Below are 19,318 nucleotides of genomic sequence, written 5' to 3'. Positions count from 1 at the left end.
TGGTCGCCGACTGCTCCGGATCCGCGGTCGGCGCGATCGCTCCGTGCCGGGACGCCCCACCCCTCAACCACATGCTCCTCACCGGAACGCCGGCCCCGACCTACAAGGAAGCAGCCGCCCGCCGTGCTGCCGAGCTTGCCGAAGCCAAATATGGCTCTGTGTTGCTCCCGTACGTCCGGTACTCGGCAGACGCGAAGAAGCTGTACGAGGACGAGTGCCCCCCTGCCGATCCTCTTGCCGAACTGCGCCCCCTCTGTGGACTACCGCGAGCGAGATCATGACGCAGCTTGGATTCGTCGACCTGGCGGCCTGACGTTTCCACTGGAAACGCTGCGGCGTGATCGGAAGGGCCGGATTCCCAAAATTCGGAGTCCGGCCCTTCCGCGTGACTGTGCCGAGGTGGAGCGCACCACCCGGCGAGTTCTCGGGCAAGGTGTGCCAATTGGCACACCCGGCTGACCGTCTCCTGGATCGCTTCTGGATCCTCGACGACGATCCGCTCAGCGGCTGGCTCACCACCCCCAGCAAGACGAGTTCAGTGCTCACCTGACGGCGTGGGCGATCCGTTCGCGGAGGTCGATAGCCGGAGCGCTCTTGGCGTACGGCAGTGCTTCGTCGTGCAGTTCGGTGAGCCGGTCCCCGACTCTGTGTGAGTTGATCGTTCCGAACAGGTCAAGGGCATGGATCGTTTCCTGGTGGGCGCCTTCGAGTTCTCCGACTGTCAGATGTGTCCGGGCCAGAGCGAGGTGATCGAATGCTTTGCTCCGTACGCGGTGGTTTGGGCGGGATTCGAGGGCATGCTGGATAAGGTGAACCCCGGCTTTCGCACGGCGGGCACGGTCTGGGCCTTCGCTGTGCCGTGCGGCGATCTGATGGGCCACGCCGATGGTGGCGGACAGTTCAGCGGTGTCGAAGAACGTCATGTGGGTCGGTTCGTTGCCGGGGACGATGCCGGTGAAGGCGTCCTCGGCCCGGCCAGCCGCTGTTTCACTGTCGGTGAGGTTGCCCAGGATGGCCTGGAAGCGGGCTTCGAGGCTGGCCAGCATGGAAGAGGTGGCCGGTGACAGGCGGCGGCGCGCTCCGTACTGGGCCAGGTCGACCAAGGCGAGTGCGTCTTCGTACCGTTCGAGGTGTGACATCTGGCGGGCCATGCACTGCAGGATGTGGGCGCCGAGTGCCTTGTCGCCGGCTTCGGCGGCGGCGTGCAGTGAGGTGATGAAGAGTTTTTGAGCGCTGCTGTGGTGGTCTGCGTCGAAGCTCATCCAGCCGGCCACCGATCCGAGGTCGGCGACGGCTGAGAGCAGTTCGCGGCCGGTTGCTTCGGTGTAGGTGCAGGTGTGGAGCAGGGAGACGGCGTCGTTGAGCTGTGCGACGACGGCCCTGCGGGAGAGGGCTCCGCCGTGCCGGTTGTCGACATCGCGGTACATCGCGGTGACGGCCCGGATGCCTTCGACGTCGGCTGCACCGATCTGTCCACCCGTGCGGCCGGCGGGCACGGTCATCGGGGATGCCGGGGCGGTGGCCCACTGCTGGAGCGGGTCCAGGAGAGCGCTCCCCTTGTGTACGTGCGCGGCGCTGCCGCTGTTGCGTGTGTGCGTACGCATCACTTCGCTCCGGGTGAGGTGGAGTAGAGCCTGGATGGAGGTGCCGGGCTGCCATGGAAGGCCGGTCCCCTGTGGCACCGGTGAGAGATCCGGTAAGCCGAGGTCGGCGGGGGACAGGGATATGCCTGCTCGTTCGCTGATCACGTCGGCGATGAGCTGGGGTACGGGGTGTCTGGGTTCCTCGCCGTTGCGCCATCTGCGCACGCTTGACTCGTCGGGGTTGATATCGCTGTGCCCTTGAGTCCTGGCCTGTTTGGTGACGGCTCGGGCGAGTGCTGCGTTGGTCATGCCCACCCGGGTCTGCCACTGGACCAGTTGCTCATTGGGTTCTCGCTGATCGAGCCGGGGCCGGCCCATAGGTGCCTCCGCGCATTCGATTCCGAACCTCTCAGATTAGGTGCGCGGGGCATTCGACGGTATGGGCCCGTGTTCTTCACCGGAATTCGACGGGCCGTGCACCGGATTTCCGCCGGTCGCCCTGCCGCAGCGCGCCGGGAACAGTGCCGGTGGCCGCCGCTATGTACCGGTCTTCACCGGGTTCCGGCCACCGCTTCGTGCGTGTGTTCTAGGGATGTCCCGGCGGCCCTCCGCCGGGGGAAGCAGCAGCATCCGTCATTTACGGGAGGTTTTCATGTCCCAGATCACCGAGCCCAGCGCTGTCGCCCCGGCGACCGTGGCGCAGGCGCAGTCGGTCCCGGTTGAGGATCCGGTCCGGCTGGTGTTGCCGAGGACGCTCGCGGTCGCGCTGGCCGCGGCCTGCACGACGCAGATGGAAGAGCACCGGTGGAGTGCGGGGAACGTGGCGGCCGCCCGCAGGGTACTCACCGGTGGTGGCGCGGAGGTGTTGCTGGGGGCGCTTGCCGAGCGGCTGGACCGTAGCCGTCCGTCCTCGCCGGGATGGGCCTTACTGGCGCTGCCCGCCGCGCTGGAAGATGGGGAACTGCAGGTGGCTGCCGCCGGTGTGCTGGCCGTGGTCGGCTGCCCGTTCTTCTCGATCCGGCAGGGCGATGGCTGGCTGTGGATCGGGGAGGAGACCAGCGCGGCAAAGGACGCGGCGTCGTTCGGCGGCACGGGCGCGCAGGCCCTGCACATCGACGCCCCGAACGTGGAGTGCGTTCCGGAGTACACGAGTCTGCTGGTTCTCCGGGCCGACCCGGCCGGTGGTGGTGCCTCTCTGCTGGGGGACCTCCGGGCCGCGATGGCCCGGCTGGATGAGGCCGACCGCGAAGCGCTGAGGGAACCGGTGTTCTTCGAGGGGCAGGCCGAGGACCTGCGCGGTGTCGGTGCGCGGCGAATGCCGTTCCCCGTGCTGGAGGACGAGGAGGGACAGCCGGTCTGGGTTCGCTGGGCGGGAAAGATGCTCCGCGACCCGCGCAATGCCGGCCGCACCGCGGTGCTGGAGCGCTTTGCTGCGGCGCTGGCGGAAACCACCGTCGCGGTCACTCTGGGGCGCGGGCAGCTGCTGGTCGTCGACCAGCGGCGTATCGCCCACGGCCGTACCGCGCTCGGATACCAGCAGGGCCTCGCGGACGGTACCCGCCGCTGGATCACGCAGGCCAAGGCGACGTTCGACCCTGCCGCCCCCGCCCACCAGACCCTGAACGCGGTGGGGAGGCGGGGCAATGCGTGAGCCGGTGGACGTGGCCGTGGTGGGGACCGGAGTCGTCGGTCTCGCGGTGGCCGTCGAACTGCTGCACTGCGGCGTGCACGTGACCGTGGTGGGGCCGCGTGCCGGCGCCCACCGGGGGCAGGGCACCCGCGCGGCCGGTGCGATGCTCTCCACCTTTTCCGAGCTGGAGCCGCACCAGGACGCGCAGCGGGCCGGGCTGGAGACGGCCGAGCGGCTGGCCGCCCACCATGCCTACCCGGCCTGGCTGGAGCGGATCGAGGGCATGGGCGGCGGCACCGTCCAGGCCCCGGCCGGAACCTGGGTCCTCGCCCCGGCCGGCCGCCGCCTCAGCCTGGCCCCGATCGCGGCGGCCGCCCGGGCGGCCGGGCACCACGTCGAGGAGCACGACGCGTCGAGCATCCCCGCACTGTGCGCCCCCGCTTCCTCGGCGGGCGCTCTGTGGCTGCCCACCGAGGCCCGCGTCGACAGCGCGGCTCTGATGGAAGCCCTGTCCCGTGCCGTCGACCAGCACCCCCGTGCCACCTGGATCTCCGAGTCGGCCACGGCGGTCGGCGTGGGCACCGTGGCCTGTACGGACGGGGCAACAGTCCGGGCGCGGGAGGTTGTACTGGCCGCGGGGTGCGGCATCCCGGCGCTGCTGCCGGAGCGCGGCCGCCCGCTGGGTGTGCCACCGATCCTGGCCGGCCGCGGGGTGAGCGCACGTCTGAACGCCCCTGCGGTGGAGGCGGAGCAGGTGGTACGGACCCCGAACGCCGCGTTCGCCTGCGGCATCCACCTGGTCCCCCGCACAGACGGCGCCCTGTATCTCGGCGGCACGAACCGGCTGACTCTGGACGCCGACCCCGAACAGCCCCCGGCCCTGGACGAGGTCGCCGTGCTCGCCACCGACGCAGCCTCGCTCATGGACCCGCGTCTGGGAGCAGCCTCTCTTCTGGACACCCGTACGGGGCTTCGCCCCTACACCCTGGACCACCTGCCGCTGATCGGCCGCACCGGTGAATCGTCGGTCCTGGTGGCGACAGCCACCTACCGGTGCGGGGTGCTACTGGCCCCGCGCCTGGCGGAACTGGTCGCCGACGAGATCACCGCACCGGGCAGCCTGGACGCCCACCCATACCGGGCGCTGCGGCCGATGGTGGCCCCGCGCATCGACGACGTCCTGGCCCAGGGCGCGGCCCAGGGACTGCTGGAGCACCTGCAGCAAGGGGGCGGGCACCTTGCGCCCGCCCAGCAGGCCGAGTTCGCCGCCTTCACCGGCCTAGCGCTGCGCGCCCTGCTGGACGAGGACTCGAAGGCGGGGGCAGCGGTGCGGCGCTTGTGGGAGCGGGCCCCGGTCATCGAGGCCGTACCCGCGCTGTTCGCGCTCGCCCGCCGCCTTGAGGCTCTGCGATGACCGCAGCCTTCGACACAGACCTTCTGGAGAAGGTTCTGCGCGCCGTCCGGCAGATCCGTCCCGAACACACCGATCCGGGACCGGACACTGACTTCCGCGACCTGGGGCTGGACTCGCTGGACCGCCTCGCCCTGGTGGTGGCCGTCGAACAGGCCACCGGCATACCCGTCCCCGACCGGGCCCTATCCGACGCCGCCACCCCTGCCGATCTGGCCCGCCGCTTGCCCGCCATCATCGAACGGAGCACCCCCATGGATCAGGAATTCCCCTCTCGTTCACCCTCACCGGAACTCGGGTGGATCGACGACGGCGCGAGGGCCGGGGAGGGGACACGGCTGTGGCATCAGGCTCAGATCGCTGACGGCGCGGTTGTCGGCGCCAGCTGCACCCTGGGCAAGGGTTCTTTCGTCGGTAGCGGCAGCACAATCGGCGACCACGTGAAGATCGGCAACTACGCAGGCGTGTTCGGCGCGAGCGTGGCCGACGAGGCGATGATCTGCCCCGGCGTTCTCCTCCTGGAGGACCCGGCCCCGCGGGCCACCACCCCCGACGGCCAGCGCAAGGGCCCCGACGACTGGACCCGGCGCCCCGTCACCATCAACACCGGGGCGACGATCGGCGCCGGGGCCGTGATTGCCCCCGGAGTCACCGTCGGCGCGCACGCCCTGGTCGCGCTGGGCGCAGTCGTGCTCCGGGACGTCCCCGCGTACGGCCTGGTCATCGGGAACCCGGCCCGTCAGGTGGGCTGGGTGTGCCGGTGTGGCCACACCCTGGACCCATCGCTGCGCTGCACCACGTGCTGGCGTGCCTACCGGCGTGACGGCGACGAACTGGCCGCTGAGAGCCAGGCCGTGCCGCTGGAGTGAGAATCACACCGGTTTGTCACTATTCTGTGCCAGAGCGGGGATGCGCCCCGGACCGTGCGGGTGGTGCGGTTAGCGTCCCGCCTCATGAGCACCGCGCATCTTCCTCCCGCCGAGTACTACGCCTCCCTGCCCAAGCACATCTCCGGAGCCGGAGCCATCATCCACGACGCCGCCGGACGCATTCTCCTGGTCCAGCCGTCCTACCGTACCGACACCTGGGAGATCCCCGGCGGCGGACTCGACACGGGAGAAGACCCGCTGCAGACAGTTCAGCGCGAGGCCAAGGAAGAGCTCGGCATCGACCTCACGCCGGGCCGTCTGCTGGCCGTCGACTGGGTACCCGAGCAGAGCGACGGCCGCCCCCCGCTGGCCAACTACCTGTTCGACGGCGGCCCGATCACCGAGCGCGAAGCCCAGACACGCATTCACCTCGACACCGACGAGCTCACCGCATGGCGGCTGGCCACCCCCGAACAGTGGGACACCCTCCTCGCCCCGCACATGGCCCGCCGCCTGCACGCCTGCTCCCGCGCCCTGACCCAGGGCACCACCGTCTACCTGCACCACGGATTCGACACCACCCCACACCAGACTTGACGCCCCGCCACCCTTCCGGTCGGCGTACAGGCGTCTGCCGGAAGGAACACCGTCGTGCACACACCACCGATCCCGGCTGCCGCGCCGCGCCTGGACGCGACCGACATCGCCGCCGCAGTTCGCGTCCTCGAATCCGGCCACCTCGTCCAGGGCCCCGAGGTCGCTGCCTTCGAGAACGAGTTCGCGGACCTGGTCGACGGCCGCCAGTGCGTCGCGGTCAACTCCGGGACCTCCGCCCTGTGGCTGACCCTCCTCGCACTGGGCATCGGCCCCGGCAACGAGGTGATCGTGCCCTCCTTCACCTTCGCCGCCACAGCAGCCGCCGTCCGCCTCGCTGGCGCCGTCCCGGTCTTCGCCGACATCACCCCGGACACCTTCTGCCTGGACCCCGACGCCGTCCGGGCCGCGATCACCCCACGCACCACCGCGGTGATCCCCGTCCACCTCTTCGGACACCCCGCCGCGATGGACGAACTCACCGCCGTTGCCCAGCGGCACCATCTTGCTCTGGTGGAGGACGCCGCCCAGGCCCACGGCGCGACCCTCGCCGGCCGACCGGCCAGCACCTTCGGGACCGCGGGATGCTTCAGCTTCTACCCGACCAAGAACATGCAGTCGATCGAGGGCGGCCTGATTACCACCGCCGACCCGGCCCTGGCCCGTACGCTGCGGCTGCTGCGCAACCAGGGCATGGAACGGCGCTACCACCACCAGATCGTCGGCACCAACGCCCGGATGAACGACGTGAACGCCGCCATCGCCCGCAGCCAGCTCCGCCGACTCCCGGCCCTGACCGAACGCCGCCGCGCGAACGCGACCCGGCTCGGCGAACGCCTCACCGGCCTGCCGGGTCTGACCCTGCCCACCGCAGCAGAGGGAGTCGGCCACGTCTGGCACCAGTACACCGTCCGCATTGGCCCCGGCCTGGGCCACCGCGACACGTTCGCCCAGAACCTGAACCAGGCAGGGATCGGCACCAGCATCCACTACCCCATCCCGCTCCACCGCTCACCCGCCTACACCACTGCCGCCGACCTCCCGCACACCGAAGCCGCCGCTCAGCAGGTGCTCTCGCTTCCGGTCCACCCCGATCTGACCGGCACGCAGATCGACGACGTCGCTCACGCCGTGATCGCACTGGCCCATGCCACGGAGCGTGCCGCATGAGCGCCCCTGCGCTGCGGTCTGGCCTGATCGGACTGGGCCGGATGGGCCGCCACCACGCTCGTGTCCTGCAGACCCTGGACGGCGTCGAGCTGGTCGGCACGCTCGATCCGCACGGCGACCGCTACCGCGCCGCCGACGGCATCCCCGTGGTGGGGGATCTGGATGCGCTGCTGCGGATCGGCCTCGACTACGCGGTCCTGGCCTGCCCCACGCTGCTGCACGAACCGCTGGGCACCGCCCTCGCCGCCGCCGGCATCCCCACCCTCATCGAGAAACCGCTGGCCGGTGACCCCGACTCAGCCCGTCGGCTCGCCCAGGCATTCCACACCGCCGGAGTCCCGGCCGCAGTCGGATACATCGAGCGCTTCAACCCCGCACTGATCGCGCTGCGCCAGCGGCTGGAAGCCGGCCAGCTCGGAGACGTCTTCTCCATCGCCACCCGCCGCACCGGCCCCTACCCGGTACGGATCACCGACGTCGGTGTCATCCACGACCTGGCCACCCACGACCTCGACCTGACCGCGTGGATCACCGGCACCCGCTACACCTCGATCGCCGCCCGCACCGCCCACCGCAGCGGGCGGCCCCACGAAGATCTCCTCGCAGCCCTCGGGCAGCTGACCGACGGCACCATCACCCACCATCAGGTCACCTGGGTCTCCCCGCTCAAGGAACGGACCACCGTCGTTACCGGCGACCACGGCATCCTCGTCGCCGACACCCTCACCGCCGACCTCTCCTACTGGGCCAACGGCTCCACCCGCACCCAATGGGAAGCGCTCGCCGCATTCCGCGGCGTCACCGAAGGCGACGTCACCCGTTATGCGATCCCCAAACAAGAACCCCTCGCCGCCGAACACGAAGCCTTCCGCGACCTGATCCTCGTCGGCCACAGCCACCGCACCGCCACCCTCCACGACGGCCTGCACGCAGTCCTCGCCGCCCACGCAGCCCTCCAGGCCTCCCGTACCGGCGCCACCACAACCGTCCCGCCCCTCACCGACCTTAAGCAGACGCCGCACTCCGCGCACCGACGATGCAGTGCACTCGAATCTCCTTGACCACGCGCGCCACCCGAGACTCGAACGCTCCCTCGCGTTCCAATTGGAACGCCGCCACCGCCCGTCAGGGGCCGGTGAAGATGTCGTGTCCGCTGATGCGGCGCCAGACGACGTGCTGCGCGCCGCGGACTATCTCCGGCCTGTACTGCCAGGTGGCCCGGCCGTTTCGTCCCAGGTGAGTTCGAAGACGCCGGGCGCGTCGGACGCCCTTGACGCGCAGGCCGGGGCGGAACAGGCCGGTGCGGCGGTCGGGCACGAATCACGCACTCGTTCTCCCGTTCAGGGCTCCTGGCTGGGCTGCCGGGGGCAGCATGGGGCCATGACGCTTTCTCACCAGCCAGTGATGGAACTGATTCGCGCGTCGATGACGGAGTTGCACATCCCACGCGTGTCGCGCGCGGAGTCGCCGGCCTGCCGGGTGGTGGTCGAAGCGGCGAACTCGGACATCAGCGAGGGAGGCCGTAGCAGCGGCCAAACTTTCAGTGAAACTTGAAGTGTGGTGGTTGGTGTGTCACTCTCGCTCCCATGAGTAAACCGGACTTTGCAGCACTGCGGAAACGGGTCGAGAAGGCAGAGAAGGTTGCCGACGGCTACAGGACCGAGCTGTACGAAGCTGCCGTCACCGAAGCCATGAAATCGACGCAGTACGGCCACGTCTCCGCCGTTGCCCGAGAGTCAGGCATCAACGTCCAGCATCTTCGTGACCTCATCAACAAAGCCGACCCCGGATGGCTCGCCAAAGCGTCCGAGGAGCGTCAGGCCGCCAAGTCCAAGCGGAAGGAATCGGCGTGACGTGACATGTGCGCTGCCGCGTCCGGACACCTCGACCCCTGGTGCGCACAGCCGTATGCCAGCACGCGCTGAGCTGCAATTTTCCAGCTGGGTCAGCATTTGGGTCAGTGCGCTTTTCCTGTAACTGGCCGATACGGCGCAGGCCCTGCACTTCGCTCGGAAGTGCAGGGCCTGCGCCGTTCACCGGCACCCCGCGCAGCCTCGGGTGAGGCGCTCCTCGGCCGTCGTTCCTCGCGCAGAGGGAGCTGACGGCCCGGCCTGCTACAGCATGCGGAGCACCTGCTCCGTCTGCTCGTCCATGGACGAGCCCAGCTCCAGGAGAAGTTCGTCGAGCTGCCGGACCGACGATTCGAGTGCGGCTTCTTCACCGAGCAGTGACAGCGCCCGGAACTTGTGGCGCCACAGACATTCCATTTCCCGCGCGACGGTCAGGCCGCGGGTGGCTGCCCACAGGGCGTCGCGTGCGTCCCCGCGGGCGAGGTACCGCTCCGCGAGGTCGTCGGCCGCGTCCACGATCCCGGAGATCATTTCCTGGGCCAGGGATTCCGCCCACGCGTAACGGCGGGACGGGATGCCGGAGAACGGCCGGCCGTGGACGAGTTCCAGCGCCTGGCGCAGCAGCTGCTCTCCGACCGGGCCGTCGGCGGTTCGGCCGGAGTGAGCCAGCTGCTGGAAGTGGTTCCAGTCGCAGTCCACATCGGCCAGCCGGTAGAGCTTGTCGGGCTGGGTGCTCACGTGGGGGAGGTGCTTGTTGCCCTGTGCGTCGGCGCCCAGCCACCTGCGGACGTCTCCGAGGCGGGTGTTGCGTGTGTCGCGGGTGACGATTCCGCCGGGTGCGAGGACCTCGTCGAGCTGGTGGTGGTTCGCCCCGGGGTGAAGGACCAGCCAGGCCGTCATCTCCAGCGCGAGGGTGCGCCGGTTGGACTTGACGGTGCCGTTGGCGCCGAGGAGATCGACTGTCCCGAGGACCTGCACCAGCGGGCGGTCCGGGCCGCCAGCGGCGCCGGATCCGTCGGGCTGCTCAGGAAGAGGGACAACCGCGTCGCGGGCGGGCGTGGCCTCTTCCGGGCCGACGGGGTCGGGAATCCGCGAGCTGACCCGGGGGGCGGGGCTGGACAGCGACGGCAGGACGGGAGTTCCGGGGGACGGTGATGCGGTGGGCAGCGGCTCCGGTCCGGGCACGCTCTCCGGGCCGGCGGGCGGGGCGGCAGGGTTTTCCTCGTCCTCGTCGGTGCCGTCGTCCTCAAGGTCGGCGAACGCGGCCATCAGCCCCGGCCTGCCGGCCGGCTCGGCGGCCTCACGTGCGGAAGGTGCCTTGGTCTCCGAAGGGACAACGGGGGAGAGCTGCTGACTTTCCACGGACTCCGCGGCTGCGGCCGGCCCCTGCGCCGGGGCGGGTACATCGCCGGGTGCGTCCGCGGTCAGCGCGACATCCAGGATGCCGGCGTACTCGGTATCGGAGCACACCGACAGTGCGACGCTGACCGAGGTGCCCGGAACGGTGACGTACGGCAGATCCGTATCCACCGACCACGCCTCGCCCGCTGCCTCCGGCACGGCGGTGCTGCTCGTGACCACGGCCACCGCCGACCGAGGCTGCTGACCCAGCACCTCCCACAGCACATCCCGGGTTCCCTCGGGTGCCGGGCAGGAATCCAGATCCGCGACGACGACCAGCGGCCACAGCCCGCCCATCTCCGCCACGGGCATGTCCGCACCGTCGCCCCCGTCACCGAGCCCGTCCAGGGCCTGCTGCTGCTCCGCGCGATGGGCCTGCAGAGCCTGTACCGCGTCGGTCAGGTCCGGATACGGGGTGACCCGGTCGCTGTCCAGCATCGCCAGTCCGGGAGCGGTGTCCTCTCCGGCCACCGCGATGTCGAGCTGCTCGGCGAGCGGTGAGAGCGCCAGCGTCAGCGCGAGGGTCCGCAGGACCTCGCCGCGCAGCCGGCCGGTGAGATGGAGCGCGCCGGTGTGCTCCAGGTCGACGAGCACGATCGCGCCCTGGTCGTCCTCGCCCAGCGCTACCAGCCCCGGATAGGGCGGATCCACCTCCCGGCTTTCCTGCGGGGGCAGCAGTTCACCGGAGTCCGCCGGGCACCACCACACCGCGCTCTGCAACGGATCGGTGGTGAACGGGGCGACCGCCGGGGCGGGCGCGTCCAGGTGCAGCCGGGCCCCCTCGATGCCGAGCTGCACCGCGGCCAGGGCGGGAAGCCGCCGGTTCTCCTCGGCAAGGGCCGCCGCCGCCGTACGCAGCGCCCGGTCCAGCATGGTCAGCTCCTCGCCAGCGTCCGCGCTGCGCAGCGCGATTTCCGTGAGGGCGGACTGGCCGGAGGGCATCGGGATGCGGCGGCCGCGGCGGCGGCGGCGCTGCTGCAGGATCCGCCGGGTGGCCAGGGTGCCCACCAGTCCGGCGGCCAGGACTCCGGTGGCTCCCAGGCCGACCATGCCGGCCCGCATCCCAGTGGTCGTCTGTTCGCCCTCGGCGGCGGTGGCTTCCGGCGCCGGTTTGCCGGGCGCCGGCGTCTTCGCGGCGGGGGAGGGCGTCACCGTGGCAGACGGATCCGCCGTCCGGCTCTGGTCGGGGGAAGGGGTGGCGGGCGCCGACGGCTCGGCATCCGGGGCCGGCTGCGGCGGCGGTGCAGGGTCCTTCTCGGCCGGCTTCGATGATTCGTGTTCCTCCCGGGCGGGCGGCTTGTCCACAGAATCGGAGCCGCGGCCGGGCAGCGCGATCTCCTGGCCCGGATAGATCCGGTCAGGATCGTCGAAGACCTGCCCGTTCGGCTGCTCCTCGCCCTTGTTCGCCTCATACAGCTCGGGCCACCGGTCCCCGTCACCGAGCTGTTCGTCGGCGATCTTTGACAGGTAGTCGCCAGGCCGGACGGTATATGAAGCGGAGTCCTTTGCCTTGTCCTGTTCGCGGTTGGTGGTCTTGCCGGAAGCGGCGGAACCGGAGGCTTCAGCGTGCGTGGCGGCCGAGCGAAGGAGGGCGTCGGCGGGCAGCCTGACGCGGGTTCCTTCGGTGAGGAACGCGTGCTGAAGGTCCGGGTTGAGGGCCCGGATGTCGGTGTGGCGTCGGCCGTCACCGAGATACTGCTCCGCGAGATCCCAGACCGTCTCACCTGTGGCGCCGACGGTGTGAATGGGGCCGGTGGTCTGAGAAGCGGGCGTGGCCGCGGAGGCCGGGCTCTGCCCTGTTTGGAGAGGCATGTGTGCGGGGGCGGTTGCGGCTGCGGCCGGGGTTGCCGCGAACGCGTTCGCCGACGGGAGCATGAGCAGTCCGCCGAGCAGCACGCCGGCCAGCCGTTGCCCGGACCCGAACCCCCGGATCCGGGGCAGCCGTGCCCGGCCGAGGACGGATACGGCTTCGAGGACCAGGGAGACCACGAACCATGCCCACAGCGCCCAGCAGGCGAGGGTGAGCACGGTGAACAGCACGTGCCCGTCGTCCGGTGCGGTCAGGGCATCGCCGATGGTGCCGGCGCTCGGGATGCCCGAAGGAAGGGTTCCCGCGCGCAACAGCAGCCACGGTGCGCCGACGACCAGCAGGGTCAGGGCGGCCAGACTGGCGAGGGCGCGGGCCCAGAGCAGGGGGAGACGTGTGGGCGGCATGGGCGGTCAGCCTTCCATCTGGCGTACGAGCTCGGCGCTGCTGTGGCCGGTGATCGGTACATCGGTGTAGCCGACGGCCGAAACCATCACGGTGGTGTAAGTGCCGGTGACGTCGACCGTGATGTGGGTACCGTCCGCGCTGACGGTGACGGTGCCGTGGACCCCTGCCTGGGACAGGAACGCCTCTGCGGCCTGCTGGGCTGCGTCCGGATCGATGACGATCGCGGTGCCGGGAATCGCCTGGGAAAGGTTGATCTGCTGGCCTGCGGACCTGGCTGCTTCTGCGGCGAGGTCATCGGCGTGGGCCTTGGCCCGCAGGATGCCCCCGCCGTCGACGAGCAGGGCCAGCATGCCGATCAGTGCGACTGAGCAGACGAGCCAGAACATGGTGACCGACCCGTCGTCCTGTCCGCGCAGCTGTCGGCCGCGACGTCCTCGTCCCCGGCCTGGTGGTTGGTGTGCGGGCGGCATCGTCTCTATTCCGTCCGGTCGGCGTACTGGTCCAGGGCGCTGGTGGAACTGGCCTTGAGGGTCTTGGTGCCGGGCAGGCCCGGCACCGCGAGCTGGTCAAGCGGGATTGTGCAGGTGACAGTCGCGGTCACCGATGCGGGCTCGCCGACAGGCCGGGAGAACCCGGAGGTGTCGATGCTGATGTGGCGTGCGGTGCAGTTCCGCTTGTCCTGGGTGAGCGCTGCCTCGGCCGCGGCCCGGCCGCGCTGAGACGCAGTGTCAGCGTCCGGAGCCTGGGAGGCGGCGCGAGACGCCGCGGCGGCGGCGTTGTCGACCGAGCTGTCGAACACCCCGGCGAGCCCCCACGCCGCCATCAGGCCCAGGACCGGGAGCAGCACCATCAGGCACAGCAAGGACTCCAGGGTGTAACTGCCCCGATCGCCCGTGGTTCTGCTCACGGATCCTGTCCTCTTCCCCCGTGGTGCCACGCACCGTGTGGATGTGGTCATGGCGTCACGTCGGCCCGCTCGACGGGCTGCTCGGCGCTCTGTGCCACCGTCAGCTGCATACCGGGCACCATCGAGAAGACGTTGCCGCGCACGGTGATGCGGACCCGGTCCGCGGTTGAGCCCGCCGTGGAGACCGTCGCCGATTTGACGACGCCGACCTGCGTAATCCACTGGCGGGCCCGGTCGGTCCCGTCCGCGAGCGACGCTTCGTACGCGCTGGCCGCGGTCGCACCCTTGCGGGCAGCGGTGTGGGCGTTGTTCTCGGCGAGGTAGTACAGGCCCACCTGCAGCAGGGCGGCGAGCACCAGGACCAGGGGAGGGGCGACGATGAGGAGCTCCAGGGTGCTCATCCCGTCGTCCCTCCCGGCTGCACGTGTCCGGGCCCGCCGACGGCGGCGCCCGGATGATGGCTGGTGCCTCATCGGCTAGAACGCCGCCTGGAAGGAGGCGAGGAGTTCCTGGAACTTCGTGCCGAACACGGCGACGAATGCCACGGCGCAGCCGATGACCACAGTTGCCAGGATCATCTTCTCCAGTGTTTCCATGCCGAGATCACCCAGCGGACCGAACATCGCCTGGCGGCGCTCCGTGAGGGCCTTGCGGATCCGCCGGCGGATGGTGCCGCCCGCGTTGGTGTCCTCGTTGTGCTGGTTCATCTGTCCCCTCCGTTGATCTGATGTGTGCTGAGCGGGCGGACCCGCTGGTGGATCAGGTGCTGAGCAGGATGTAGCCGGCTGGAAACGCGATGATCGCCATGACCACCGCGAACATGATCGTTCCTGGGATGACGGACCGTTCGGATGCCGAGTTCGCTTCGGCCTGCTCGTCGGTCAGCAGACGGCCACGCAGCGCGGTGGCCTGCTTCCCCAGGGCGGTCTGAATGGACGACCCTTCGCCGCCGGCCATGGAGAACGTCTCGGCAGGGGCAGCCAGTTCGGGAACGTCCAGCTGCTCGGACAGGGTCTTGAGAGCTTCCCACGGCGGGATACCGGCCAGCTTCGCGTGATCGAGCGTGGACCTGATCCTGGACAGGACCCAGGTGTCGCCCACGGCCGCCGCCCGGTGCAGTGCAGCCTCAGCCCCCGCTTTCGCTCCACGCTCCAGCCGCGCCCGCTCCATGAAGGACGCCACCCCGTACCTGAACTCTCGGCGTGCCCGGCGGGCCTTCGCCTTGACGTTCGTGTCGGCGCTGAACCACATGAACGCTGCCAGCGCCAGTGACACGAACAGCGGGACGGCCAGCGACACCCCTGTCCCTGCCAGGGCGAGCAGCGCCCCGCCGAGCTGCGGCAGTACCAGCCCCCCGGCCGCCCCGACGACTTTGTCACCCACGTGTTTGGCAACCGGGATTCCCAGAAGGTCCAGGTCCCGGCGGGGGATTGCCATGGGAACGGAGTTGCGGGCCAGCACTGCGGCGCCCACCTGCAGCGTCAGGGTGTCGCTCCGGGAGCGGACCGAACTGTCAGTGCCCGGGGCCGCGAGGGGTGAGGAGATCTCGGTCGTCTCCATCCGGTCCAGCACCGCGCCCAGATCGGGGCGGCCGGGCAGCAGCTGACGGGCGACCAGGACGAGTCCGCCGCCCACCATGGCGCCGCACAGCAATGCTGGCGTCGACAGCATCATCATGATTCCGCCTTCCTGGACACCAGCAGCCGCGGGGTGGGCGGAGCCGATGCGATCACCCTCAGCAGCACCAGCGCCGCGACGAACACACCTGCGCACACGATCAGGAACAGCTGTCCCCCAGCCGTCCAGAACGGCGCCCCGTAGTCGGGGTTGAACACAAACACCGATGCCAGGATCAGAGAGATGATCCCCACCCAGCGGGTCTGTGTACGGACCTTGGCGCGGTCGGCATCCACTGTGCGCAATGCCCTGGCACGCGCACCGGTCAGCTCGGACATCTCGCTCAGCGCGAACCCGAGTCCGTCACCTCGGTCCTTGATGTGGCTGAGGAAGAGAAGCACCACGTTGTCGCTGTCCCCGTCGCGGAGTTCCTCACCGAACGCGGTATACGCCTGGGCAGGAGAGACCCCCGTCCGCAGCCGTGCGGACAGGAGCCGGACCGGTTCCCGTACCGCCAGCGGAGCCCGCGCCGCCGAGGCACGGATCGCCTGTTCCAGGGACGTCCCGGCCTCATGCACGCTGACGAGCTGCTGCAGCCACTCCGCGAGCCCTTCAAGCCGCTCGATCTGCCGGTCCGACGTTGACGCCGGATGCCAGATCCAGGGGAACCCGAGCACGACCGCGCCGGCGATCAGACCATGGACCGGCCGCCCGGTCGCCACCCACACCACCACGGTCGCGATACCCGCACCAAGTGCGATCCACCGGTAGCGCCGTGCCCATGCATCAGGCATTGACGCACGGACCTGCTCCATCCGAGCACGCAAGGCCGACGGGCGACGGGCCGGGTTCTCCTCGCCCGGACGCCAGCCACGCCAGATCAGGGCGAACCCGCCCAGCAGCAACACCCCGCACGCGAACCCCAGCAGGGACAGCTGGCCAAGACTCATCGCTGCTTCACCACTTTCAGTTCTTTGTGCCAGCGGCCGTGGACCGGCTCCAGCCATCGCCGGTCGAACCCGATGTCCACCAGCTGCTCCATGCACTCCCCGCTGGGCGGTAGCTGCGGCACAGCCCGCGGTTCGCCGGATTCCGGATCGGGCGCGAAGACCTCGGTGAACGACGGTGATCCGGCCTCGCCAGGGGTGATCTGCCACAAGTGCGAGACGAACCGGTGCCGCCGGCCACCCCGGGCCGTCTCGTCGATCTGCTGTACATAGACGATGAAGTCCACCGAGTTCGCGATCAGCTCATGGATCTCCTCGCGGCCCATGCCGGCAGGACGGCACAGCTGGGTGAGCCGCGGCAGCACCAGCCGCGGCGAGTCGGCATGCAAGGTGCACATCGAGCCGCGGCCACCGGAGCTCATGGCGTCCAGCATGGAGACGGCCTCCACACCACGGACCTCACCGACGATCACGCGGCTGGCCAGCATCCGCAAAGTGGTCGGATACATGTCCGCGATCGTGACCTGACCGGAGAGCCGGCCGTCCCGGCCGACCTCACCGTTGGACTCCCGCGCTTCCATGGCCACGAAGTGGGCGCCGGTGGGCGGATCCTCATCGAGGTAGAGCTCCCGGTCCGTCTCCAGCGTGATCACTCGCTCACCGGCCGGGATCTCCCGCGCTGCCGACCGCAGCAACGTGGTCTTACCCGCCCCCATGTTCCCGGAGATCAGCAGCGACTTCTTGGCCAGGACCACCGCATGGATGAACGCGCCGAGCGCAGGGCTGATCATGCCGAGATCTACGAGGTCATGCAGGCGCGCATCCATGACCCGGTGACGCCGGATACCCAGGAACGGCGGCCCCGAAAGCGTGGTCGCCACGGCCCGCGACCGGTCGGGCAGCCGGAAGTGAACCATCGGCGTGGCCGGCGACAGCAGACGTTCGCCGTGCCCGGAACGCTGCGCGAGACGGTTGACCAGGTCAATGAGATCTTCATGCGTCGCCGCGACCGAACCGACCTCCTCGGTCGGCCGGTTGTAGTAGTCCACCGTGGTCCGGTCGCCGTGAACCACGACGTTCTCCACATCCGGATCATCCAGGAAAGCCTGCAACGGGCCGGCCTTGAGCATGGAGTCCAGGACCGCCTGACGGACCTGGTTCAGCTGCCCAGTGGTGAGCGGGGCAGCAGACCGGGCATGCGCCACCGCCCATGCCGAAACCCGCTGCGCCACCATCGACACCGCCCGCTCCTCACGGTCGGCTTCCGTCGGCAGCGGGTGCTTCTCGTCCGCTTCCACGATGTCGGTGGCCACTGCGTCCTGCAGAGCCTTGATCACCGACCAGGCAACCGGCAGGGCACCAGGGGCAGTCGCCACGTACACGGTCGACTCCGGCCCCGGCTCTTTGCCGGGCGGCGAACGGTGCCCGCCCGGCACATGGCTTGAGGGCGGGCTACCGGGAGCCTGTTCGTCCTTGGGCCGAAGCGCGTGACGCAGCACACCCTGCAGCGGGGAGGCGGCCCGGCTGTGCCCGTTGATCTGCTGGTCAGCCATCGACCGACACCCGCCCCCGATGCGAGGCGAGGCGCTGAACGAGTCCGGTTACCACGGAGGAGGACATCCCTGCCAGCGCCATCCCCAGCCGCACACGCCGTGTGCGGACATCGATCTCGATTCGCCGTGACTCCTCCCGCGCCTGCTTGACGAGGGACAGCGCCGACAGCTTTGGCGCTCGGGCCGATCCATGGGTGAACAGCCGAGCGGCCTTCTCGTCCCAGGGAAGTGCCGCCACCACCGGCACCTGCAGCCGGGCCCCGATTTCGTTGGACGACAGGTTCCCCGCCTGGTCCTTCACCAGGAGCAGCCGCAGGGCGTCCACGCCGGTGCCGTGCTGCTCCAGCGCCTCCTTGAGCGCACGCACCACAGGGCTGGTCTGCGCTACCGACGTGATCGTGTCGCGCACCACCAGGAGTACAAGGTCAGCCCGCCACAGCAACGGGGCCGGGAACAGCGACGTGTGCACCCCGCCCGGTTTCAGTACAACCCTCCCGCAGTCGGCGATCACGTCGTAGCCGGCGTGCTGGTCCATCGTCTGCAGGAGCGTGCCGAGCGGCTCCCAGGTCTGCGCGAGCGCCGCGGCTTGCAGTGGGTCAGTCAGACCCGGCAGCCACAACCGGTTGCCGTCCCGGTCCAAGCGGCGCAGGTGTGCCTCGAAAGCTTCGGGGAGTTGGCCCTGCCGGTCGGCCTGCGCCAGATGCCACAGCCCCACCTCCCCGCCCCACTCGCCCACCCGGTAGCCCGTCCGGACCGAGCCCACCGTGGCCCCGCACTCCGCCAGGAGTGTGGGGCGATCCCCGGCCAGGGCCAGCGCGAGCGAGGTCACTGTCGCCCCGCAGGAGTGCGCCGAAACAACCGCGACCATCGACATGTCTCAGCCCCGTCCCTTGGAGATCAAAACGACCGCCACCCGGCCGGTTGCCGAGCGCGCGGCGAGCAGAGAGCTGTCGGCGCTGGGTACGGCGACCTGCACGACGACGGCACCCGAGGCATTGGCACGCCCGACCTTCACCACACGGGCCTCGATCTCGGCCGGCGGAGCCTTCGACTCCTCGCCGTCGGCCCCAGGAGTCGAGACAACCTTCACCACGTCGCCAGGCGCGAGCGCTTCGATCGGTGCGTGCCCCCGCTCCACTGCCAGCGCGACCAGGTTCTCGCTCTCGCGCAGAAGACTGCCGGTGGCGAGCTGGGAAGACGTCAGCAGGCTGCCCTGCTTCAGATCGGTGCCGGCCCGCCGCCCGATCAGCTTCTCCCTGTCACCGGCCGGGATCGGATCCAACGCCGGATCCGCAGGCAGCGCCGCCACGGCGAGGTCCTCGGCCACCAGCTCCTGTCCCACCGGAACATCACGGGCCAGCGCCAGGACCTCGACACGGTCGCCTGCGCTGCGCAGCATCCAGCTGAACGCCAGACTGCCCGTCAAAACGCACAGCGCGCCCACCACGAGAAGAGAACGCCTGCGCCTGCGGGGTGCAGGAGCGCCGCCGAGCGGCGTTTCGGGCCGCAGCGGCGCACCCGGTCCAGCCGCCGCTCCTGCTGCGGGGGAAGGAGAGGGGACCTGCGGAATG

General features: G+C 70.0%; 20 protein-coding genes. 8 read left to right on the top strand and 12 right to left on the bottom strand.

Annotated elements, in window-relative coordinates:
• Nucleotides 1-542: 542 nt before the first annotated feature.
• Nucleotides 543-1,961 (bottom strand): NsdA family TPR-like regulatory protein, encoded by a 1,419-nt coding sequence (locus ABTZ94_RS10215; RefSeq protein ID WP_502967214.1) that lies wholly within the window; start codon nt 1,959-1,961, stop codon nt 543-545.
• Between the two features lie 274 nt (nt 1,962-2,235).
• On the opposite strand from ABTZ94_RS10215, the gene ABTZ94_RS10210 reads away from it, so the two are divergent.
• The 6 genes from ABTZ94_RS10210 to ABTZ94_RS10185 all read left to right on the top strand — a co-directional run bounded on the left by ABTZ94_RS10210 (nt 2,236) and on the right by ABTZ94_RS10185 (nt 8,318).
• Complete coding sequence (locus tag ABTZ94_RS10210; RefSeq protein ID WP_351199410.1) at nt 2,236-3,234, top strand: TauD/TfdA family dioxygenase; 999 nt, start codon at nt 2,236-2,238, stop codon at nt 3,232-3,234.
• Nucleotides 3,227-4,627: an NAD(P)/FAD-dependent oxidoreductase gene (locus ABTZ94_RS10205; protein WP_351199408.1), complete on the top strand. Its 1,401-nt coding sequence runs from the start codon at nt 3,227-3,229 to the stop codon at nt 4,625-4,627. Before ABTZ94_RS10210 ends, ABTZ94_RS10205 begins: the two co-directional genes overlap by 8 nt.
• Entirely contained in the window at nt 4,624-5,493 is an 870-nt protein-coding gene (locus ABTZ94_RS10200) for a phosphopantetheine-binding protein (protein ID WP_351199406.1), read from the top strand. Before ABTZ94_RS10205 ends, ABTZ94_RS10200 begins: the two co-directional genes overlap by 4 nt.
• 84 nt (nt 5,494-5,577) lie before the next feature.
• Nucleotides 5,578-6,090 (top strand): NUDIX domain-containing protein, encoded by a 513-nt coding sequence (locus ABTZ94_RS10195; protein ID WP_351199404.1) that lies wholly within the window; start codon nt 5,578-5,580, stop codon nt 6,088-6,090.
• 54 nt (nt 6,091-6,144) lie between these two features.
• Nucleotides 6,145-7,257 (top strand): DegT/DnrJ/EryC1/StrS family aminotransferase, encoded by a 1,113-nt coding sequence (locus ABTZ94_RS10190; protein ID WP_351199402.1) that lies wholly within the window; start codon nt 6,145-6,147, stop codon nt 7,255-7,257.
• Nucleotides 7,254-8,318: a Gfo/Idh/MocA family protein gene (locus ABTZ94_RS10185; protein WP_351199400.1), complete on the top strand. Its 1,065-nt coding sequence runs from the start codon at nt 7,254-7,256 to the stop codon at nt 8,316-8,318. The genes ABTZ94_RS10190 and ABTZ94_RS10185 overlap by 4 nt, the downstream gene beginning before the upstream one ends.
• Before the next feature lie 64 nt (nt 8,319-8,382).
• Here the strand turns inward: ABTZ94_RS10185 and ABTZ94_RS10180 are convergent, their stop codons facing one another.
• Entirely contained in the window at nt 8,383-8,574 is a 192-nt protein-coding gene (locus tag ABTZ94_RS10180; protein WP_351199398.1) for a hypothetical protein, read from the bottom strand.
• A gap of 63 nt (nt 8,575-8,637) precedes the next feature.
• Between ABTZ94_RS10180 and ABTZ94_RS10175 the strand changes: the two genes are divergently transcribed.
• Together ABTZ94_RS10175 and ABTZ94_RS10170 are read left to right on the top strand one after the other, a co-directional pair.
• The gene (locus tag ABTZ94_RS10175; RefSeq protein ID WP_351199396.1) at nt 8,638-8,811 is read left to right on the top strand and encodes a hypothetical protein; all 174 of its coding nucleotides are present in this window, start codon (nt 8,638-8,640) and stop codon (nt 8,809-8,811) included.
• A 32-nt stretch (nt 8,812-8,843) separates the two neighbouring features.
• A complete protein-coding gene (locus ABTZ94_RS10170) occupies nt 8,844-9,110 on the top strand; it encodes a hypothetical protein (protein ID WP_351199394.1) in 267 nt (88 codons plus the stop codon).
• Nucleotides 9,111-9,371: 261 nt separating this feature from the next.
• Here the strand turns inward: ABTZ94_RS10170 and ABTZ94_RS10165 are convergent, their stop codons facing one another.
• The 10 genes from ABTZ94_RS10165 to ABTZ94_RS10120 all read right to left on the bottom strand — a co-directional run bounded on the left by ABTZ94_RS10165 (nt 9,372) and on the right by ABTZ94_RS10120 (nt 19,194).
• Nucleotides 9,372-12,722: a LysM peptidoglycan-binding domain-containing protein gene (locus tag ABTZ94_RS10165; RefSeq protein ID WP_351199392.1), complete on the bottom strand. Its 3,351-nt coding sequence runs from the start codon at nt 12,720-12,722 to the stop codon at nt 9,372-9,374.
• A 6-nt stretch (nt 12,723-12,728) separates the two neighbouring features.
• Nucleotides 12,729-13,109 carry a pilus assembly protein TadG-related protein gene (locus tag ABTZ94_RS10160; protein ID WP_351199390.1) on the bottom strand — a complete coding sequence of 127 codons (381 nt, stop codon included), beginning with the start codon at nt 13,107-13,109 and terminating at the stop codon, nt 12,729-12,731.
• Between the two features lie 89 nt (nt 13,110-13,198).
• Nucleotides 13,199-13,630 carry a hypothetical protein gene (locus ABTZ94_RS10155; protein WP_351199388.1) on the bottom strand — a complete coding sequence of 144 codons (432 nt, stop codon included), beginning with the start codon at nt 13,628-13,630 and terminating at the stop codon, nt 13,199-13,201.
• 47 nt (nt 13,631-13,677) lie between these two features.
• Entirely contained in the window at nt 13,678-14,031 is a 354-nt protein-coding gene (locus tag ABTZ94_RS10150) for a TadE/TadG family type IV pilus assembly protein (RefSeq protein WP_351199386.1), read from the bottom strand.
• A gap of 75 nt (nt 14,032-14,106) precedes the next feature.
• Nucleotides 14,107-14,337 (bottom strand): hypothetical protein, encoded by a 231-nt coding sequence (locus ABTZ94_RS10145; RefSeq protein ID WP_351199384.1) that lies wholly within the window; start codon nt 14,335-14,337, stop codon nt 14,107-14,109.
• Between the two features lie 52 nt (nt 14,338-14,389).
• Nucleotides 14,390-15,307 (bottom strand): hypothetical protein, encoded by a 918-nt coding sequence (locus tag ABTZ94_RS10140; RefSeq protein ID WP_351199382.1) that lies wholly within the window; start codon nt 15,305-15,307, stop codon nt 14,390-14,392.
• Nucleotides 15,304-16,197, bottom strand: coding sequence for a type II secretion system F family protein (locus tag ABTZ94_RS10135; protein ID WP_351199380.1), 894 nt, complete (start codon nt 16,195-16,197; stop codon nt 15,304-15,306). Before ABTZ94_RS10135 ends, ABTZ94_RS10140 begins: the two co-directional genes overlap by 4 nt.
• A complete protein-coding gene (locus ABTZ94_RS10130) occupies nt 16,194-17,747 on the bottom strand; it encodes a TadA family conjugal transfer-associated ATPase (RefSeq protein ID WP_351199378.1) in 1,554 nt (517 codons plus the stop codon). The genes ABTZ94_RS10135 and ABTZ94_RS10130 overlap by 4 nt, the downstream gene beginning before the upstream one ends.
• Nucleotides 17,740-18,621, bottom strand: a complete 882-nt coding sequence (locus ABTZ94_RS10125) for a CpaE/TadZ family protein (protein WP_351199376.1) — start codon at nt 18,619-18,621, stop codon at nt 17,740-17,742. Before ABTZ94_RS10125 ends, ABTZ94_RS10130 begins: the two co-directional genes overlap by 8 nt.
• Nucleotides 18,622-18,624: 3 nt before the next feature.
• Nucleotides 18,625-19,194 carry an SAF domain-containing protein gene (locus tag ABTZ94_RS10120; RefSeq protein WP_351199373.1) on the bottom strand — a complete coding sequence of 190 codons (570 nt, stop codon included), beginning with the start codon at nt 19,192-19,194 and terminating at the stop codon, nt 18,625-18,627.
• Nucleotides 19,195-19,318: the final 124 nt, after the last annotated feature.

It is taken from the genome of Streptomyces sp. NPDC002785, assembly GCF_040295565.1.
Lineage (GTDB): Bacteria > Actinomycetota > Actinomycetes > Streptomycetales > Streptomycetaceae > Streptomyces.
This window is presented reverse-complemented; position numbering and strand designations above follow the sequence as displayed.

Coding starts and splice junctions, on each gene's coding strand:
- ABTZ94_RS10145 (WP_351199384.1), bottom strand. CDS start 14,337: ATGAACCAGCACAACGAGGACACCAACGCGGGCGGCACCATCCGCCGG.
- ABTZ94_RS10195 (WP_351199404.1), top strand. CDS start 5,578: ATGAGCACCGCGCATCTTCCTCCCGCCGAGTACTACGCCTCCCTGCCC.
- ABTZ94_RS10175 (WP_351199396.1), top strand. CDS start 8,638: ATGACGCTTTCTCACCAGCCAGTGATGGAACTGATTCGCGCGTCGATG.
- ABTZ94_RS10165 (WP_351199392.1), bottom strand. CDS start 12,722: ATGCCGCCCACACGTCTCCCCCTGCTCTGGGCCCGCGCCCTCGCCAGT.
- ABTZ94_RS10140 (WP_351199382.1), bottom strand. CDS start 15,307: ATGATGATGCTGTCGACGCCAGCATTGCTGTGCGGCGCCATGGTGGGC.
- ABTZ94_RS10185 (WP_351199400.1), top strand. CDS start 7,254: ATGAGCGCCCCTGCGCTGCGGTCTGGCCTGATCGGACTGGGCCGGATG.
- ABTZ94_RS10160 (WP_351199390.1), bottom strand. CDS start 13,109: ATGTTCTGGCTCGTCTGCTCAGTCGCACTGATCGGCATGCTGGCCCTG.
- ABTZ94_RS10150 (WP_351199386.1), bottom strand. CDS start 14,031: ATGAGCACCCTGGAGCTCCTCATCGTCGCCCCTCCCCTGGTCCTGGTG.
- ABTZ94_RS10130 (WP_351199378.1), bottom strand. CDS start 17,747: ATGGCTGACCAGCAGATCAACGGGCACAGCCGGGCCGCCTCCCCGCTG.
- ABTZ94_RS10215 (WP_502967214.1), bottom strand. CDS start 1,961: ATGGGCCGGCCCCGGCTCGATCAGCGAGAACCCAATGAGCAACTGGTC.
- ABTZ94_RS10125 (WP_351199376.1), bottom strand. CDS start 18,621: ATGTCGATGGTCGCGGTTGTTTCGGCGCACTCCTGCGGGGCGACAGTG.
- ABTZ94_RS10135 (WP_351199380.1), bottom strand. CDS start 16,197: ATGAGTCTTGGCCAGCTGTCCCTGCTGGGGTTCGCGTGCGGGGTGTTG.
- ABTZ94_RS10205 (WP_351199408.1), top strand. CDS start 3,227: ATGCGTGAGCCGGTGGACGTGGCCGTGGTGGGGACCGGAGTCGTCGGT.
- ABTZ94_RS10210 (WP_351199410.1), top strand. CDS start 2,236: ATGTCCCAGATCACCGAGCCCAGCGCTGTCGCCCCGGCGACCGTGGCG.
- ABTZ94_RS10170 (WP_351199394.1), top strand. CDS start 8,844: ATGAGTAAACCGGACTTTGCAGCACTGCGGAAACGGGTCGAGAAGGCA.
- ABTZ94_RS10200 (WP_351199406.1), top strand. CDS start 4,624: ATGACCGCAGCCTTCGACACAGACCTTCTGGAGAAGGTTCTGCGCGCC.